This window comes from Sphingopyxis sp. OAS728 (assembly GCF_014873485.1).
Taxonomy (GTDB): domain Bacteria; phylum Pseudomonadota; class Alphaproteobacteria; order Sphingomonadales; family Sphingomonadaceae; genus Sphingopyxis.
The window spans coordinates 733153-748460 of sequence record NZ_JADBDT010000001.1 but is presented as its reverse complement, the minus strand read 5'-3'; the positions used below and the strand labels follow the sequence as shown (position 1 = coordinate 748460).

Below are 15308 nucleotides of genomic sequence, written 5' to 3'. Positions count from 1 at the left end.
TGCGGCTAATTCCCTCCATGACTGCGGTCTTCCAGAATTTCGACATCTACCCCACCTATATGGACGGGGTGCATGCGCGCGCACGTTTGGCGGATTATCGCGATGTCCTGCAGGAACTCCTCGATGATCGCTTTGTCGCACTTCATATGCTTCAACCGGTGCTCGACGGCACCGGGGGCAGCTTTGCAGTCGGAGGCGACGCGCGATCGCAGCGGGCGTGGGCGGATGCCCACGGGTTGGCGAAGGACGCTACACCAGAAGCCATATTGTTGGCGCAGATCGAGGCTTCGGGCGCCGACATTTTCTACAACATGGACCCGCTACGGTTCGGCAGCGATTTTGTTCGCAAGCTGCCGGGGAGCGTGAAAAAGGCGATCGCTTGGCGCGCTGCGCCGAGCCCCGGCGCCGATTTTGCTGCCTATGACCTTATCGTCTGCAATTTTGAATCGATCCTGCAATCCTATCGCGAAAGCGGATGGAATGCCGCCTGGTTCTATCCGGCGTTCGACCCGGTGATGGCCGATTACCGGCAGGCGGATCGTGCCGTCGATATCGTCTTCGTCGGGTCCTATAGCCGCCATCACCGCAACCGCGCGCAGGTCATCGAGGCACTGGCGAAGCTGCAGGACCGCCGCAGCGTGCGGATTCATTTGCAGCAGTCGCGAATGACGCGGCTGGCGGGCACGCCGCTGGGTCTGCTGCCGCCGCTTCGGGGACATCGCCTGCCGCGGCCGGTCGCGAAAGTTGCGCGGCCACCCGTGTTCGGGCGCGGGCTTTATGCTGCCTTTGGCGGCGCAAAGATTGTTCTCAACGGCGCGATCGACATGTCGGGCAATGACCGGGGCAACATGCGTTGCTGGGAAGCACTTGGCTGCGGCGCGCTGATGTTGTCCGATGCCGGGACCTATCCGCCCGGGATGGAGGACGGCGTGACGATGAGCAGTTACCGCGATGTCGACGATATGCTGGATCAATTGGACCGCCTGCTCGACGACGAGGATCGGCGCCGCAGCATAGCGGATGCGGGCGCGGCCATGATTGCCGACCGGTACAGCAAGTCGCGCCAATGGGAAGATTTCGTCAGGCTGCTTTGATTGCAGGCGCGAAAGAGAAGGAACGAGCAAGACATGCGTATTTTCGTGACCGGCGGGGCGGGCTTTATCGGTTCGGCGCTCGTCCGCCATCTGGTGGCGGAGGGGAATTACGAGGTCCTGAATTTCGACAAGCTGACCTATGCTGGCAATCCCTCGACGGTCGCCTCGGTCGCCGACAGCCCGCGATACCGCTTTGTTCAGGGCGATATTTGCGATGCAGATGCGGTACGCGCGGCGATCGCCTCCTTCCAGCCCGACATCGTCACGCACCTTGCCGCCGAAAGCCATGTCGATCGCTCGATCGACGGCCCGGGAGCCTTCATCCAGACAAACCTCGTGGGCACATTTGTACTGCTGTCCGAAGCGCGCACCTATTATGAAGGCTTGCCGGACGATGTGCGCGCGCGGTTCCGTTTCCATCATATTTCCACCGACGAAGTTTACGGTTCGCTGGGCGCTGACGGCCTGTTCAGCGAAGAGACGCCCTATGATCCCCGCTCGCCCTATTCGGCGTCAAAGGCGGGGTCGGACCATCTGGTCAGTGCCTGGGGCCACACCTTCGGCTTGCCGGTGCTGATCACCAATTGCTCGAACAACTATGGTCCATACCATTTCCCGGAAAAGCTTATCCCGCTGATGATCGCGCAGGCGCTCGCGGGCCGTCCGCTACCCGTCTATGGCAAGGGCGATCAGGTGCGCGACTGGCTTTATGTCGACGATCATGTCCGCGCCTTGCAGTGTGTGTTCGAACGTGGGGTGCCCGGTCGGACGTACAATGTCGGCGGCGGCAACGAGAAGCAGAACGTCGAGGTCGTGCGCGCGTTATGTGCGCTGCTAGACGCGCGGCGTCCGCGGGCAGACGGGCGGAGCTATGCCGACCAGATCAGCTTCGTCGCAGACAGGCCGGGGCACGACAAGCGCTATGCGATCGACGCTTCGCGGATCCGCAGCGAGTTGGGCTGGGATCCGCGCGAAACATTCGAGACCGGTCTTGCCGCAACGGTTGACTGGTATCTGGCAAACGAGGATTGGTGGCAGACGCTGATCCGCGAGCGCGACGCCGTGGCTCGGCGCGGGATCGCGAGCTGATCGGCGTCGCCGGCGACGATCCATCTTCGCTTCATTTTCGAGAGGACGGCATGAAGGGTATCATCTTGGCAGGCGGGTCGGGCACGCGCCTCTATCCCGCGACGCTCGCGATCAACAAGCAGCTGCTGCCCGTCTATGACAAGCCGATGATCTATTATCCGCTCTCGGTGCTGATGCTTGCCGGGATCCGGGAGATATTGCTCATTTCCTCGCCCGAATATCTGGGGAATTATCAGCGGCTGCTCGGCGACGGCTCTGAATTCGGGATCGAGATTTCCTACATCGAACAGCCGCGTCCCGAAGGGTTGGCGCAGGCCTTTACGCTCGGGCGCGAGTTTATCGGCGACAGCCCGGCCGCGCTGGTCCTCGGCGACAACATCTTTTTCGGCGCGCAGTTGATCCAGTTGCTTCGCTCGGCGGCCGGCCGCGAAAGCGGGGCGACGGTATTCAGCTATCGCGTCGCCGATCCTGAACGCTATGGCGTGATCGAACTCGACGCGCGCGGGCAAGCCGTAAGCCTTGAGGAGAAGCCGGCGCAGCCCAAATCGCATCTGGCGGTGACCGGACTCTATTTCTTCGACAATCGGGTCGTGCGTTTCGCGGAAGGGCTGAAACCGTCGGCGCGCGGCGAACTCGAAATAACCGACCTGATCCAGTGCTACATCGACAGCGACGAATTGTTCGTCGAGCAGATGGGGCGCGGTTATGCCTGGCTCGACACCGGCACGCACGACAGCCTGATGGAAGCGGGTGAGTTCGTTCGCACGATGCAGCATCGGCAGGGCATTCAGATCGCGTGCCTGGAGGAAATCGCGTTGATGCAAGGCTGGATCAGCATCGAGACCGCCCGCGCCAAGGGCGAGCAGTTGTCAAAGACCGAATATGGCCGCGCGATCCTGCAGCGGATCGAGGAAATGATTTGAACGACTCGCCCGCTATGATTGCGGCTGGGTCGCGCGTACTTCACCTGGCGGCGGTCGACCATGGAGGCGCCGGCACCGCGGCGTTGCGGCTGCATCTGGCCATGCGGGAGCGTGGGGTGGCTTCGCACATGCTCGTCTGGGAATCGCGGAGCGGGGCCACGGACGTGCAGGCGGTGGGCGGTCGTGGATGGGCGGCGCTACGACGCTTTGCAGGGCGCGCCTGGTACCGCATCGCAAGTCGTCGCCGCTATGTTTTCCGCGACCAGCGGATGAACAGCCTCTCGCGCCGCCGGCTGGCGGCTATCGCGGCAGAGACGCGGCCCGATCTGATCGTTGTCCATTATATTTCCGATTTTCTGGATTTCGACGATGTCGCGGCGCTCCAGACGCTGACCGGCGCGCGCGTTGCTTTCCATCCGGTCGACATGGGCCTTTTGACCGGTGGATGCCATTACTCCTGGGGCTGCCGACGCTATCGTGACGGCTGCGGCTCGTGTCCCGCGCTGCCTGCGCGTATCGGCCGCGACGTTTCGGCGCGCACGCTGGCGCAAAAGGTCGCCGCGACCCGCGCGCTCGACCATGTTGTGGTGGTGCCGTCAGCGCAGTTGGCGAAGGATGCCGAAGGTGCGGCGCCCTTCGCGAATTCGACGTTTCGCCGGATTTTGATCGGAGTTGATCCCGCCCGGCTTGGCCGGCTCGATCGTGCGGCCGCGCGCGAGGCGTTGGGCATTCCGCGCGAAGGAATCTATCTTCTTTTCGGCGCGCAGGAACTGACCGATCCGCGCAAGGGCATGGCACTGCTCGTCGACGCGCTCGCCTCGCTCGCGGCCGACGGAGCGCTCGACGGGCGACGGGTCGCGCTACTTCTTGTCGGTCATTCCGGTGGCCTTGGTGCGCTCGATGCACTCGGGCTGCCGATGCACCGCCTTGGCTATGTGGGAGCCGATACGCTGGCGCAGGCCTATTGCGCCGCGGACTTCTTCGTCTGCCCGTCGATCGAGGATTCGGGGCCTATGATGGTCAACGAGGCGATGATGTCGGGTACGCCGGTGGTCGGTTTTCAGATCGGTGTGCTGCCCGACCTTGTCGTCGAGGGCAAGACCGGGGCGTTGGCAGATACGATCGACTGCACGGGGCTCACCGCCGCATTGTCGCGCGTGCTGGCCTGGGATGACGCCCGCCGGGCCGAATCGCGTGAAACTTGCCGGACGCACGCGATCAGACATTGTTCGGTCGACGAGCAGGTGCGCGCCTTTGTCAACCTGTCGGCGAACTGCTCATGACGCATATTCACCCGCTTGCATGGGACAGCGAAGCGTTCGGCTTCGCGGTCGCGCGGATCGAGAATATCGATGATCCGGTCGCCCAGTTGCCGGCCATACGGGCCCAATTGATCGCGGACGGCATCGCGCTCGCATATTGGGAGGCGCCGCACGGCGACGAGCCAAGCCAGCTGGCGGCGTTGCGCAACGGGGGCGAGCTCATCAACAGCCGCGTGCTCCTTGATATGAGCTTGGCAGGGCAGGGGGCCAGCGAACCGCGGACGATTGCCGATCCCGATCCTGCGCAACGACGCGTGCTCGAAGAACTTGCACTGGCGAGCGGCTGGTCCTCGCGCTTCGCGCTCGACCGTCGCTTTCCGCGCCCGGTTTTCGAGCGGCTCTATCGGATTTGGATGGAGAACAGCCTGAGTGGCAGCTTTGCCGACGCAGTGATCATCGCCGGGGAGGGCGATGCGATCGATGGTATGGTGACCGTATCGGCGAAGGGTGAGCAGGGGCAGATCGGGCTGTTCGGCGTCGCCGCTGCGGCGCGCGGCAAGGGTGTTGGTAAAAAGCTGCTGCGTGAAGCTCTTGGCTGGTTCGCACGCGAAGGCTGCGCTAGGGCGAGCGTCGTCACGCAGGGCGAGAATGAAGTCGCCCTCGCAATCTATCAATCATGCGGTTTCGCGATCAGCGCGCATTCCGACGTTTTTCATTTCTGGAACCAGCAATCGTGATCCCCTTCAACAAACCCCATCTCGTCGGAACCGAAAATCTCTATATCGGTGAAGCGCTCGCGAGCCGCAAACTGTCGGGCGACGGCAGCTTTACCAAGCGCGCTCAGGCGTTGATCGAAGCGCAGCTTGGATCGGGCAAGTCGCTTTTGACGACGTCGTGCACCGACGCGCTGGAGGCCGCGGCATTGCTATGCGATCTCAAACCCGGCGACGAGGTGATCGTCCCGAGCTACACCTTTGTCTCGACAGCGAATGCTTTTGCGCTGCGTGGGGCGACGATCCGTTTTGCCGACAGCGGAGCCGACAATCCGAATATCGATCCGGCCTCGGTTGCATCGCTGGTCAATGAGCGGACACGCGCGATCGTGCCGGTCCATTATGCTGGCGTTGCGTGCGATATGGATGCCCTGCAGGCGATCGCCGATGGCGTCGGCGCGACGATCGTCGAAGATGCGGCGCAGGCGATCTCGTCCTTTTACAAGGGCAAACCGCTCGGAACGCTTGGGACTTTCTCGGCCTTCTCCTTTCACGAGACGAAAAATATTGTGTGCGGTGAAGGCGGGTCGCTTCATGTCAACGATCCGGCGCGTGCGCTCGACGCTGAAATCGTCCGCGAAAAGGGAACCAACCGGTCGGCCTTCTTCCGCGGCGAAGTCGACAAATATAATTGGGTCGGGCTGGGTTCATCCTATCTGCCGTCCGAACTCGTCGCGGCCTTTCTGACGGCGCAGCTGGAAGCGGTCGACGCGATCCAGGCGCGGAGGATCGCGGTGTGGGATCGCTATGCCGAACGGCTGGCGCATCTCACGCAGCGCAACGATATCAGCCTGCCCGTGATTCCGGATTATGCGACCAATAATGCGCATATGTTCTATCTGGTATGCGATGCACTCGAAACGCGCACCAGGCTGATCGAGCATCTGAAGGCGAGCGGCGTGATGGCAGTGTTCCATTATCAGGCGCTCCATGCGAGCCCCTATTTTGCGGCGAACAACGCGACGCAGCCGCTTGCGCAGGCGACGCGCTATACGGACTGCCTTGTGCGGCTGCCGCTGTATGCCGACATGGACATGGACGACGCCGACCGGGTCGCCGATGCGGTCTGCGCCTTCTTCGGCTGACGCCGGTTCAGCGCAGGGTTTCGCGAAACCCTTCGAGAACGGACGCCAGCGTGTAACTTCTGCTGACCGCGGCGCGGCCATTCGCCCCGAACTGTCGCGCCTCTTCGGCTCCGGCAGGCGCTGCCAATCGCTCGACAAGCGCGACGAGCGCGTCGGTATCGCCGGGTGCGAGGACCCAGCCCGAGTGTTCCTCTGCGATCGTCAACGAGAGTTCTGAATCAGCGTCGGCGATGGCGATGATCGGCGTGCCCGCTGCCAACACATTGTACATGCGGCTAGGGACCGAAAGCCCCTTCATTTCATCGACGAACGAGATGATCGTGGCCGTCGCGCTGGCGAGCATGGGGCCAAGCAATTCGCGCGGCTGCCGCGGCAGCAGGCGGACATTCGGCAGTTCGCCCGATGCAACGGCCTGACTGATAAAATCGGTTTTCCCGCCATAGCCCGCAAAGACGAACAATATGTCGCTTCGCGACTTTAGTTGATGCGCGGCAGCGATAATTGTCTCGACATCGTGCGTGCGGCCGATGTTGCCCGAAAACTGGATCACATAGGGGGCATCGATCTGGTTCAGGGCGAAGAAGGGGTTCGCATCGCGAGCGAGCGGCGCGATCTCGTCGACATCGCCCCAATTGGGAATGATGGTAACCCGCCGTTCGGCGCCGCGCAGCTTGACGCGGACAAGGTCGGCCATGTCGCGCCCGAGCACGATGATCGATCCGTAGAGCGCAAAGGTCGCCGAAAAAAGGCGTTCGAGGAGCCGATAGGGCAGGCTCTGGCGGCGCATGAACCCCGTTGCTGCCAAGACCTCGGGGTAGACGTCATGAACGAGAAGATGGGCATCCATCCGTTTCCAGCGTGCGATCAGCCCAACCAGCGGCGGCAGCGTCGGCGGATTGGTTACGATCAACAGGCGGTCGCCACGTGCGAAATTGAAAAGAGCGAACCATGCGACGGACAGCGTGAGCGTCAGGATGTTGATCGCGCGCAGCAGCAGCCGGTCCTTGCCGAAATGCGTCGCAGGCACGCGGTTGATGCGTACACCTCCGCGATCCTCGCGCGCCGGCGCGCGCACGCCATGCTCGCTGTAAGTCGGCTGACCGCAAACGACCTCGACCGGCATCGACGAGGCGAGCCCTTCGGCGATGCGCGTCAGGAAATAACCGGTCGATGTCTGCTCGGGATAATAGAGTTCGGATACGACCCAGAGGCGGCGTTCAGGCTTCATATCTTCTTTCGGCAATTAACGGAGAACAGCGTGAGCAATGTCGCGGTACAGCTGTGACGCGAAGCCATAGCCGATTGCAAGATTGTCCGCGTCGGCAAGGTGGCTGTCGGCGAATAGCCGCGCGGCGATAGCGGGCGCAACCCGTTCGGCCGTGCGGATTGCCACGGCCGGCAGCGGGAGCCGGAAGAGCGTTTCCGATCGCGCGGCGGCCGCCTGCACATAAGTGAAAGGCATCGGGTCCGCGGCGAATTGGACGCCCGGGCGGAAGTCTTCGCACAGCCGCGCGACGACCGAAGCCGACAGGTCCGCGCTGATCATCGCGCGCGAAACATCGGCGGCGGGAACCGGCAGCAAGCGCAGGCGCGTCCATAGTTTGAGAAGCTGGCCCAGCTTGCCGAGCGAATCCGGGGCGTAGATCAGTGGAAGCCGCAGCGTCGTTATAGCGAACCGGTCGTCCGCCAGCGCGAGCAGGCGTGTGTCGGCAGTGAGCTTCGAGCGACCATAATCGCTTGTCGGCCCGGCGGGCGTCCGTTCGTCGATCAGACGTGCTGCCCCATAGACCGAGAAGGACGAAATATGGATCATCCTGCGCGCGCCCGCTGCGCGGGCGGATCGAGCCAGCGCGAGCGGCATGTCGACATTGACCCGCTGCATCAGCGCCGCGTCGCCGGAACTGACGCCGACGCAATTGACCACATATTCGATGCCGTCGAACATCTGCTGCGAAAGCATGTCGTAATTCTCGACCGCTATTTCCCTCGGCAATCCCGAGGGCCGGCGCGAAATGAAGCGGGCGCGCTCTCCCAGCAATGGAGCGAGCGATGTCGCGATGCGGCTGCCTCCTCCGACTACCAGGATATTGTCGCGCCGCGCCGCCATGGCGGCCGCTATACACAGCCGGCATGACAAAAACAGCCCTTCCCCGGCAGGTGGGAAGCGCGTATGCGGTCGCCCGTTCGATACCGATATCGTGGGGTTGGAGTGAAACGCGTAACCGATTTGGTGCTGACGATAGCAGGTGGCATCTTGTTGTTGCCGGTCGCGCTCGGTGTCGCCTTGGCGGTTAAATTCACCTCGCCGGGCCCCGCGCTTTACTGGTCCGACCGAGTGGGGCGGGGCGGGGCGATCTTTCGCATGCCTAAATTCCGCACGATGAAAGTCGGAACCCCCGCGGTGGCGACGCATCTCATTGTCGATCCAGCCTCTGCCTTGACGCCGATCGGCGGTTTCCTCCGCCGTACGAGCCTCGATGAAGTTCCACAGCTGTGGAGCGTGTTTATCGGCGACATGAGTATCGTCGGGCCACGCCCCGCGTTGTTCAATCAGGATGACCTGATCGCGCTACGCCAGCAGCAGGGAGTGGACGTCCTGCGCCCGGGGCTCACCGGCTGGGCGCAAGTAAACGGCCGCGACGAGCTTCCGATCCCGGAGAAAGTGGCATTCGATCGCGAGTATCTGGAGCGGCGGTCGTCGCTTTTCGACCTCCTCATCATCCTGCGCACGGCGGGGAAGTTGCTTGGCGATAAGTCCGTAGCGCACTAGAAGGTGCAGTTCGGTTGCATAAATATTTGGAAATGCGCTGGTCGGAAGGACGGATCTTTTTCCTGTGGTAGCTATATTATCTGAAAAAGTCCTCGGCCTGTCGCGGCCCGTCAAGCGGGCGATCGCGCTCGCAGCGGATGCACTGCTTTGCGTAATCAGCGTTCATGTCGCCTATTATCTTCGCACCAACGAGTGGGCCGACCTTCAGGGCCCGATGCTGTATCCGGCAATCACCGCCGTATTTCTGGCGCTTCCGATTTTTGCGATTTCGGGTCTTTACCGCGCAATTTTCCGTTATAGCGGCGGCGCGGCGCTTCTTGCGATTGTCAAGGCCGTAGCAATCTATGCGATCCCGTTCGCAATCGTCTACACCTTCATCGGCATGCCGCCGGTGCCGCGGACGATCGGTCTGATCCAGCCCATATTGCTGGTGCTTTTTGTCGTTGGGTCGCGCGGGATCGTCAGTGGTTGGCTCGGCGGGATCTACCTCAATGCGGTCGCCGCCGCCGACAAGCCACAGGCAATCATTTATGGTGCGGGCGCGTCAGGTCGCCAGCTGGCGTCGGCGCTGCAAGTCAGCGGACAGGTGCGCGTGGTCGGTTTCCTCGACGATGATCCGACATTGTGGAAAGCGACGATCAACGGTCTGAACGTACATTCGCCCGACAAGCTGGCGACTCTTATCGCGCGGCATCGTATCACCGACGTGCTGCTCGCGATCAATCAGGCCAGCCGCGCGCAGCGAGCGTCGATCATTGCCCGGCTGAAAGGATCGGGCCTGCACATCCGCACGATGCCGGGAGTCGACCAGCTTGCGCGCGGTATCGTATCCTTTGGCGACCTGCGCGATCTCGACATCGAGGATTTGCTGGGGCGCGCGCCGATTCCGCCCGATGTTGAGCTGTTGCACAAGAATGTTACCGGCAAGGTCGTGATGGTGACCGGCGCAGGCGGATCGATCGGCAGCGAGATTTGCCGGCAGATCGCCCGGCTGGCGCCCGATATCCTGCTCCTCGTCGATTCGAGCGAATATAACCTCTATGCGATGCACCAGGAACTCGTGCGCGACATGGAAAGCGGCCTCGTCAACGCACGGTCGGTCGTGCCCCTGCTCGCCACCGTGCGCGACCGAAGCCGGCTCGACGAGATCATCGGCACGTGGCGCCCGCATACCATCTATCACGCCGCCGCTTACAAGCATGTGCCGCTGGTCGAGCATAATTTGCTCGAAGGCGTGGCGAACAATGTGTTCGGAACGCTAAATTGCGCCCTTGCCGCGCGCGAGCATGGCGTGTCTGCCTTTGTGCTGATCAGCACCGACAAAGCGGTGCGCCCGACGAACGTCATGGGCGCGACAAAACGACTTGCGGAAATCACCCTGCAAGCGCTGAATGCGGACGGCCTGCCCACGAAATTCTCGATGGTCCGTTTCGGCAATGTGCTGGGATCGAGTGGCTCGGTGGTGCCGCTGTTTCGCAATCAGATTGCGGCCGGTGGCCCGATTACGATTACCGATCGCGAGATCACCCGTTATTTCATGACCATTCCCGAAGCCGCGCAATTGGTCATCCAGGCGGGCGCGATGGCGAATGGTGGCGACGTGTTCGTGCTGGATATGGGCGAGCCTGTGAAGATCGTCGATCTTGCCCGCGCCATGATCGAGCTTTCGGGCCTCAGCGTCCGCGAAGAGCATAACGGCGACGGCGACATCGCGATCGAATATGTCGGGTTGCGGCCGGGCGAAAAGCTTTATGAAGAGCTTCTGATCGGCAATGATCCGATGCCTTCGGCGCATCCGCGTATCCTGCGTGCCAACGAACCCTTCATCGCATGGGCGGAGCTTCGCGTCGCGCTGGAGCAGCTCAATGCGATGATCGCCGAGCGCAAATCGCTGGCCGCACGCGAGCTTCTGCGAAAGCTTGTCGTGGAATTCGAGCATAATGGCGATCTGGTCGATTTCGTCGCACTCCGCCGTGACGAAGGGGTGGTTAGCAGCTAGACCTCTCGTCGACGCCTGTGCTAGCGCGCGCCCGAAACCCCTATACAGTACCGAAAATCAGGAAAGTCACATGACCAAAACCGCACTCATTACCGGTGTCACAGGCCAGGATGGTGCCTATCTGGCCGAGCTGCTGCTCGCCAAGGGATATCAAGTTCACGGGGTCAAGCGGCGATCCTCGTCCTTTAACACCGGCCGTATTGATCACATCTATCAGGACCCGCACGAAAGTGCGGCTAAGTTACATCTGCATTACGGCGACATGACCGATTCGACCAATTTGATCCGGATTGTCCAGGAAGTCGCGCCGGACGAAATTTACAATCTGGCGGCGCAAAGCCATGTCCAGGTCAGTTTCGATACGCCCGAATATACTGCGAATGCCGACGCAATCGGGACGCTGCGGCTGCTCGAAGCGATCAAGATCCTCGGGCTGACGCAGAAGACCCGCTTCTATCAGGCCTCGACGTCCGAACTCTATGGCTTGGTGCAAGAAGTGCCGCAGCGCGAGACGACGCCCTTTTATCCGCGTTCACCTTACGCCGCGGCAAAGCTTTACGCCTATTGGATCACCGTCAATTATCGCGAGGCCTACGACATGTTCGCCTCGAACGGCATCCTCTTCAATCACGAAAGTCCGATCCGCGGCGAAACCTTTGTGACGCGCAAGATCACGCGCGCGGTATCCGCGATCCACCTCGGCATTCAGGAAAAGCTGTGGCTCGGCAATCTCGACGCCAAGCGCGACTGGGGTCATGCCCGCGATTATGTCGAGGGGATGTGGCGCATTTTGCAGCACGATCGGGCCGACGACTTCGTGCTTGCGACCGGGCAAACGCAGACCGTCCGGCATTTCGTCGAGCGCGCCTTCGCGCACGTCGATATCACCCTCGACTGGCAGGGCACCGGCGTCGATGAGCGCGGCGTGTGCGCCAAGACGGGGACGGTTCTGGTCGAAGTCGACCCGCGCTATTTCCGCCCGACCGAAGTCGAACTGCTGATCGGCGATCCCGCGAAGGCCAAGGCCGAACTCGGCTGGGTCGCCGAGACGAGCTTTGAACAGCTGGTTACCGACATGATGGAGGCAGACCTCAAGGCTGTCGCGCGCGAAGCCGAGCATCGCCGTGTCGACGAAGAACAGTCGCTGCTTCCGCGTTCGGCGGCCTGAGGCCGTGTCGACGTTTGATCTGACGGGCCGCCGCATCTGGGTTGCTGGGCATCGCGGCATGGTCGGCCAGGCGCTCGTGCGCCGGCTAGCGCGCGAGGGATGCGAGCTGATCGAGGCACCGCGCGAGCGGGTCGATCTGCGCCGGCAGGCCGCGGTCGAAGCGTGGATGGAAGAGGCGCGGCCCGACCTCGTCTTTGTCGCCGCGGCAAAAGTCGGGGGCATCCACGCCAACGACACGCGCCCGGCCGAATTCCTCTATGACAATCTGATGATCGAGGCGAACATCATCGAGGCTGCCCGCCACGTCGGTACCTCGAAGCTCGTCTTCCTCGGTTCGTCGTGCATCTATCCCAAGTTCGCGCCGCAGCCGATCAACGAGGATGCGCTGCTGACCGGGCCGCTCGAGCCGACGAACGAGTGGTATGCGATTGCCAAAATCGCGGGCATCAAGCTGTGCCAGGCCTATCGTCATCAATATGGCCTCGATTTCATTTCGGCGCAGCCGACAAATCTTTACGGCCCGTTCGACAATTTCGACCTGACGTCCAGCCATGTACTTCCGGCGCTGATCCGCAAGGCGCACGAAGCGAAGCAGGCGGGCGCCCAGGATTTTACCATCTGGGGTAGCGGCAAGCCGCTCCGCGAATTCCTGCACGTCGACGATCTCGCCGACGCGTTGGTCTTCCTGGCACAAAATTATTCGGCGCCCGAAATCGTCAACATCGGCAGCGGCGACGAGATTGCGATCGGTGATCTGGCCGAGATGATCGGCCGTGTCGTCGGCTTCGAAGGAGCGATCCTGCGCGACGCGTCGAAGCCCGACGGTACGCCGCGCAAACGGCTCGATACGTCGAAGCTTGAGGGACTCGGCTGGCGCGCCGCGATCGACCTCAACGATGGCATAGACGGGGTCTATCGCTGGTACCTAGAAAACCGAGCCTGACGCACGGAGCGCGCCGTCTCAGGCATAACTGCTTCCGACCGCCTGAACCGTCGACAAGTTCGGGGACGCCGACCGCAATCGCTGTGCTGGGCGGTTTCGCCGCCCACCAGCTAGTGGGCTGCCGCGTGCATTCCTATGAAACCGGCAACGCGCGTTGCCCGTCTGCATCTCGTATAGCCGCAGCCCGAGCCGCGCGTGCAGCGCCGTCCACCGTTACAAGGTCGAAGATTCGGTTGCCACGCGCCTATTTTTTGGCGCCCTGTCTGGCCAGCGCGGCGACAAATTCCGGTTCGAATACAGTAAGCGCAGGCGCCGCGATATGGTTGCTGTCGGAAAACAGGCTGAGCCCACCGCGCACAAAATAACAATGTTCAGCGTCGCACTGGCGCAGGTCGGGCCGGATGAGCGTGATACGCGGGTTTGCTTCCAAAACCGACAGGGCAGGCGCGAATTGTGCGTGGAAGGGCTTTGCCGCTGTACTCGACGCCACCTGCGGGTGTTTTCCAAAGGCGATCTGGCGGCTGAGGATTGAAGCGATATCGAAGCCCGGCTGCGCGATCGGGCCGACGACGATGATCTTTCGGCCGGGCAGTTTTGCGGCGAGGTCTTCAACCCCATGCGCCATCGCCAGCGCCCGAACGCCTTCGACGCGCCGCCCGTCCGCTGTGACCAGCGCCTTGTCGATCGGCCAGTTGAACGCGATGATAACCGTTTTGACATGCGGTAACGCCGTGAGCGCATCGAGATTGGCTTGCGCCGCGCCGAAGCAGTCCTTCGTGACATTCACCGACACAGTGGGAAGGCAGCTGTTGATCGGGATCAACAGGCCGGCTTGCCCCGTCTTGCGGAGCTGTCGTTCCACTATCGGGGCATACATTTGGGCGTGGGAATTGCCGATGAGCGCGACCTCAGCCGCGCTGCTGTCCTTGCCGTCGAGGCTGAGGTCACAGGCGCGCGACGCGCCAAAAGACATCAGCTTGGAGACGGGGCAACGATAGTGTGTGTCGACCGACCGGTTGATCGACGCCGCATGGGTATCCAGTCGATCCGGTAAGCCGCGGGTGACAGTAAATAGAGCTCCGGCAGCGAGCAGGAGGAGCGCGCCGGCAAGGGCATAGCTTCCGACCTTGCGGAATGGCATAGTCGAGGCACGAAAAGGGCTTTCGACATATTTATAGCTGAGAAACGCTGCGACAAAGGCGGCGGCGCCCACCGCGAAGCCTTCAATCAGGCCAAAGTCGCGGACCAGATAATATTTGAGCAAAACGATCAGCGGCCAGTGCCAGAGATAGAGCGAATAGGAGATACGCCCCGTCAGGTTGACGGGCGGCAATCCCAGTAGTCGGCCGGTTGCACTCTGTTGCGGCGAGCCGACCCATATCAGCAGCGCGGCGCCCAGCACTGCGGGAATCGCAACGGGAAACCAGGACGGCCATTCTCCTCCATAAAGGAGACCCGCGGCCATCAGCAAGAAGGCGCCTGCGCGCACTCCCGAGGCGGTTCTTGCCGCCAGCATGGCGGGGCCGTGCAGGGCGATGAGCGCCCCCGCGCCTAATTCCCATGCCCGCGTCGGAAGGAGGTAGAAGGCGGGAATGCCGCCGCCGATCTTCAGCAATGCGATGTTGAGCGCCAGCGACCCGATTGTCAGCGCCCAGATGGTTGGCAGTAGAAACGAGCGGTGCCGCGCGAGGAAAAACAGGATCAGCGGGAAAAAGATGTAGAACTGCTCTTCGATCCCGAGCGACCAAAGGTGGAGCAGTGGCTTGTTTTCGGCTGCGCGCGAGAAATAATCTGTATCGCGCCAAAAATAGATGTTCGCGACGAAGAAGATCGCAGCGATCAAGCTTTTCCCATATCCTTCGAGGTCGGCCGGCAGCAGAATGATCGCCCCTGCGATGCTCGTCACGATCAGGACGATCGTAAGCGCGGGCATCAATCGACGAATGCGCCGCTGGTAAAAGACCGATATCGAAAAGCGGCTCCTTTCGACATCGCGCATGATAATGCCCGAAATCAGAAAGCCCGAAATCACGAAGAAAATATCGACGCCCAGATAGCCGCCAGGCAGAACATTGTGGAACAGGTGGAAAATGACCACCGATGCGACTGCCAGAGCGCGAAGCCCATCGATGTCATATCGATACGCAGGCAAGGGCGGTCGTTCCATTTTTCGCTTTCGGGTGTTGCTGGGAGAGAACAAAG

At 61.9% G+C, this 15308-nt stretch carries 13 protein-coding genes; 10 read left to right on the top strand and 3 right to left on the bottom strand.

Annotated features, from left to right (window positions below; all coding sequences use genetic code 11):
* Window positions 1-17: 17 nt before the first annotated feature.
* The 6 genes from GGC65_RS03590 (at window position 18) to rffA (ending at window position 6226) form a co-directional block, all read left to right on the top strand.
* Window positions 18-1094, top strand: coding sequence for a glycosyltransferase (locus tag GGC65_RS03590; RefSeq protein WP_192645912.1), 1077 nt, complete (start codon window positions 18-20; stop codon window positions 1092-1094).
* 33 nt (window positions 1095-1127) lie between these two features.
* Window positions 1128-2183: a dTDP-glucose 4,6-dehydratase gene (gene rfbB / locus GGC65_RS03585; protein ID WP_192645911.1), complete on the top strand. Its 1056-nt coding sequence runs from the start codon at window positions 1128-1130 to the stop codon at window positions 2181-2183.
* A 50-nt stretch (window positions 2184-2233) separates the two neighbouring features.
* Window positions 2234-3106 carry a glucose-1-phosphate thymidylyltransferase RfbA gene (rfbA, locus tag GGC65_RS03580; protein ID WP_192645910.1) on the top strand — a complete coding sequence of 291 codons (873 nt, stop codon included), beginning with the start codon at window positions 2234-2236 and terminating at the stop codon, window positions 3104-3106.
* Between the two features lie 116 nt (window positions 3107-3222).
* Window positions 3223-4389, top strand: coding sequence for a glycosyltransferase (locus GGC65_RS03575; RefSeq protein ID WP_192645909.1), 1167 nt, complete (start codon window positions 3223-3225; stop codon window positions 4387-4389).
* Window positions 4386-5105 carry a GNAT family N-acetyltransferase gene (locus GGC65_RS03570; RefSeq protein WP_192645908.1) on the top strand — a complete coding sequence of 240 codons (720 nt, stop codon included), beginning with the start codon at window positions 4386-4388 and terminating at the stop codon, window positions 5103-5105. Before GGC65_RS03575 ends, GGC65_RS03570 begins: the two co-directional genes overlap by 4 nt.
* Window positions 5102-6226: a dTDP-4-amino-4,6-dideoxygalactose transaminase gene (rffA, locus tag GGC65_RS03565; protein ID WP_192645907.1), complete on the top strand. Its 1125-nt coding sequence runs from the start codon at window positions 5102-5104 to the stop codon at window positions 6224-6226. Before GGC65_RS03570 ends, rffA begins: the two co-directional genes overlap by 4 nt.
* Before the next feature lie 7 nt (window positions 6227-6233).
* Here the strand turns inward: rffA and GGC65_RS03560 are convergent, their stop codons facing one another.
* Both GGC65_RS03560 and GGC65_RS03555 read right to left on the bottom strand, forming a co-directional pair.
* Entirely contained in the window at window positions 6234-7454 is a 1221-nt protein-coding gene (locus GGC65_RS03560; protein ID WP_192645906.1) for a glycosyltransferase family 4 protein, read from the bottom strand.
* Between the two features lie 15 nt (window positions 7455-7469).
* The gene (locus GGC65_RS03555; RefSeq protein WP_192645905.1) at window positions 7470-8333 is read right to left on the bottom strand and encodes an NAD-dependent epimerase/dehydratase family protein; all 864 of its coding nucleotides are present in this window, start codon (window positions 8331-8333) and stop codon (window positions 7470-7472) included.
* Between the two features lie 63 nt (window positions 8334-8396).
* Here GGC65_RS03555 and GGC65_RS03550 point away from each other — a divergent pair, with 63 nt between their 5' ends.
* The 4 genes from GGC65_RS03550 (at window position 8397) to fcl (ending at window position 13106) form a co-directional block, all read left to right on the top strand.
* On the top strand, window positions 8397-8996 hold the full coding sequence (locus GGC65_RS03550) for a sugar transferase (RefSeq protein WP_225940657.1): 600 nt from the start codon (window positions 8397-8399) through the stop codon (window positions 8994-8996).
* A gap of 64 nt (window positions 8997-9060) precedes the next feature.
* Window positions 9061-10995: a polysaccharide biosynthesis protein gene (locus GGC65_RS03545; RefSeq protein ID WP_192645903.1), complete on the top strand. Its 1935-nt coding sequence runs from the start codon at window positions 9061-9063 to the stop codon at window positions 10993-10995.
* Between the two features lie 70 nt (window positions 10996-11065).
* A complete protein-coding gene (gene gmd, locus GGC65_RS03540) occupies window positions 11066-12163 on the top strand; it encodes a GDP-mannose 4,6-dehydratase (RefSeq protein WP_192645902.1) in 1098 nt (365 codons plus the stop codon).
* A 4-nt stretch (window positions 12164-12167) separates the two neighbouring features.
* Window positions 12168-13106 (top strand): GDP-L-fucose synthase, encoded by a 939-nt coding sequence (gene fcl / locus GGC65_RS03535; protein ID WP_318780113.1) that lies wholly within the window; start codon window positions 12168-12170, stop codon window positions 13104-13106.
* Window positions 13107-13350: 244 nt separating this feature from the next.
* Here fcl and GGC65_RS03530 read toward each other — a convergent pair whose 3' ends face one another.
* Window positions 13351-15306 (bottom strand): acyltransferase family protein, encoded by a 1956-nt coding sequence (locus tag GGC65_RS03530; protein ID WP_225940656.1) that lies wholly within the window; start codon window positions 15304-15306, stop codon window positions 13351-13353.
* Window positions 15307-15308: the final 2 nt, after the last annotated feature.

What these genes read in the sequence shown, in the direction of transcription:
- GGC65_RS03590 (WP_192645912.1), top strand. Translation starts at nt 18, where the DNA reads ATGACTGCGGTCTTCCAGAATTTCGACATCTACCCCACCTATATGGAC.
- rfbB (WP_192645911.1), top strand. Translation starts at nt 1,128, where the DNA reads ATGCGTATTTTCGTGACCGGCGGGGCGGGCTTTATCGGTTCGGCGCTC.
- rfbA (WP_192645910.1), top strand. Translation starts at nt 2,234, where the DNA reads ATGAAGGGTATCATCTTGGCAGGCGGGTCGGGCACGCGCCTCTATCCC.
- GGC65_RS03570 (WP_192645908.1), top strand. Translation starts at nt 4,386, where the DNA reads ATGACGCATATTCACCCGCTTGCATGGGACAGCGAAGCGTTCGGCTTC.
- GGC65_RS03560 (WP_192645906.1), bottom strand. Translation starts at nt 7,454, where the DNA reads ATGAAGCCTGAACGCCGCCTCTGGGTCGTATCCGAACTCTATTATCCC.
- GGC65_RS03555 (WP_192645905.1), bottom strand. Translation starts at nt 8,333, where the DNA reads ATGGCGGCGCGGCGCGACAATATCCTGGTAGTCGGAGGAGGCAGCCGC.
- GGC65_RS03550 (WP_225940657.1), top strand. Translation starts at nt 8,397, where the DNA reads ATGCGGTCGCCCGTTCGATACCGATATCGTGGGGTTGGAGTGAAACGC.
- gmd (WP_192645902.1), top strand. Translation starts at nt 11,066, where the DNA reads ATGACCAAAACCGCACTCATTACCGGTGTCACAGGCCAGGATGGTGCC.